Annotated in this window: 1 protein-coding gene and 1 pseudogene; both read left to right on the plus strand. The window is 63.8% G+C overall.

Features of this window, described 5'->3' with window-relative positions; genetic code table 11:
* Positions 1-1,440 (plus strand): annotated as a pseudogene (locus tag EOA29_RS34665) (peptidase S8); the annotation flags it as partial.
* Positions 1,433-1,952: MBL fold metallo-hydrolase (locus EOA29_RS34670; protein WP_189479090.1), on the plus strand; the 520-nt coding region annotated here is incomplete at its 3' end. The pseudogene EOA29_RS34665 and the gene EOA29_RS34670, both read left to right, overlap by 8 nt.

Consider the following 1,952-nt stretch of genomic DNA (forward strand, 5'->3'; position numbering starts at 1 on the left):
AACGCCTATTACAGCCCGGAAAAGAAGGCGCTGCTGTTCGGCTATTTCCCGGCAACCAGCAATGAGGGCGACGTCACCACACCTGGGACGACGGTGTTTTCTTGCCTGTCCAGCGACATCATCGCGCATGAGATGTCGCATGCGCTGCTCGACGGGCTGCATCGGCGCTTCCAGGAAGCGTCCAATCCGGACGTTCCGGCCTTCCATGAGGCGTTTGCCGACATCGTTGCGCTGTTCCAGCATTTTACCCTGAAGGAGCTGGTGAGTTTCGAGATCGGCAAGGCGAGGGGCGATGTGTCGGCGGCGTCGCTGCTTTCCGGCATCGCCAAGCAATTCGGTGAAGGCAGCGGCCGGGCCGGACCACTGCGCGAATATGGCGGCTCGGGCATGGCCGACCTCGACTACGACAAAACCTTCGAGGCGCATGACCGCGGCTCGATCCTCGTCTTCGCGGTCTATCAGGCGTTCATCGCCATCGCCGACCGCCGCACCGACGATCTGATCCAGCTTGCCACCGGCGGTACCGGTATCCTGCCGGCAGGCACCTTGCATCCGAGCCTTGTCGAGCGCCTTACCGACGAGGTTGCCAAGACCGCCGGACAGATGCTCACCATGTGCATCCGTGCGCTCGATTATTGCCCGGCCGTCGACATCACCTTCGGCGAGTATCTGCGCGCGCTGATCACTGCCGACCGCGATGCCTATCCGGACGATCCGCTCCATTATCGCCTGGCGTTCCTGGAATCCTTCCGCAAGTGGAAGCTTTTGCCGCGCGACGTGCGGACCATTTCGGAAGAGACGCTCGCCTGGAGCGCGCCGGAAGACCCTTCGCCACCATGGCTGAGCGGGTTGCTGAGCAAGATCGACCTCGGCTGGAACCAGAAGCTGAAGCGCGCCGAGATCTTCGCCCTCAATGACAAGAACCGCTACGCGCTGTGGAAGGCTATGCACAAGGCCTTCGCGTCCAACCCGGACCTCTACAAGCAGTTCGGCCTGCTGCCCGACCTGCCGCGCTACAATGAGGACGGCACGGTCATGCACGCGCCGAAGAAGGGCGAGACGACTTTCGACATCTACAGCGTACGGCCGACGCGGCGGGTCGAGCCGGACGGTTCGTTCCGCGTCGAGGTGGTCGCCGTTATCCAGCAGCGGATACCCGTCGCCGTCGACGGCACGCCTGCGCCGCAGGGCGTGAACAAGGGTAACGGCTTCTTCTGGTTCCGCGGCGGCGCGACCATCATCATCGACCCGCGCGAAGGCTTTGAGGAGATCCGCTACTCGATCATCAAGAACACCGGCAGCGCGGACCGGCAGAAGCGGCAGGCCGGGACGATGGCGGCAAACTATCTGTCGCCGCTCAGAGCGCTCTATTTCGGCGGCGAGGTGTCGGAACCCTTCGCCCTGCTGCATGCCAGCGACGGAGACGACGACCATGTCTAGAAGGCCCGCGGCAAGGAGAAGGCCCGTTGACGCCACGGCTTCCGCGACGACGCATGCGTCGGCCGTCACCGTCCGGCACTATTGCCAGGGCATCGGCGACTGCCACCTGCTCACCTTCACGAAGCCGGATGGCTCGCTGTTCCGCATGCTGATCGATTGCGGCATCCACGTCTCGATCACAGGCGGTCCGGCGCTCGTCGCCGACATCGTCGCCGACCTTAAGAAGGACACGGGCGGCAGGATCGATGTGCTCGTTGTCACGCATGAGCACTGGGACCACGTCTCGGGGTTCCTGACCGCGAAGGACCTGTTCAAGGATTTTGCCGTCGGCGATGTCTGGATGGCTTGGACCGAAAACCCCGCCGACGCCGAAGCTGTGGAGCTCGACAAGTTCAAGGGCCAGGCGCTCGCAGCGCTGCAAAGCGCGGGCCAGAAGCTTGACGGCATGCAGGGGCTCAACCCTTACATGGCGGGCGTCCGCGACGGTCTGCAGGCCGTGCTCGGTTTCCAGC

The sequence above is a fragment of the Mesorhizobium sp. M1E.F.Ca.ET.063.01.1.1 genome, assembly GCF_003998155.1.
Lineage (GTDB): Bacteria > Pseudomonadota > Alphaproteobacteria > Rhizobiales > Rhizobiaceae > Mesorhizobium.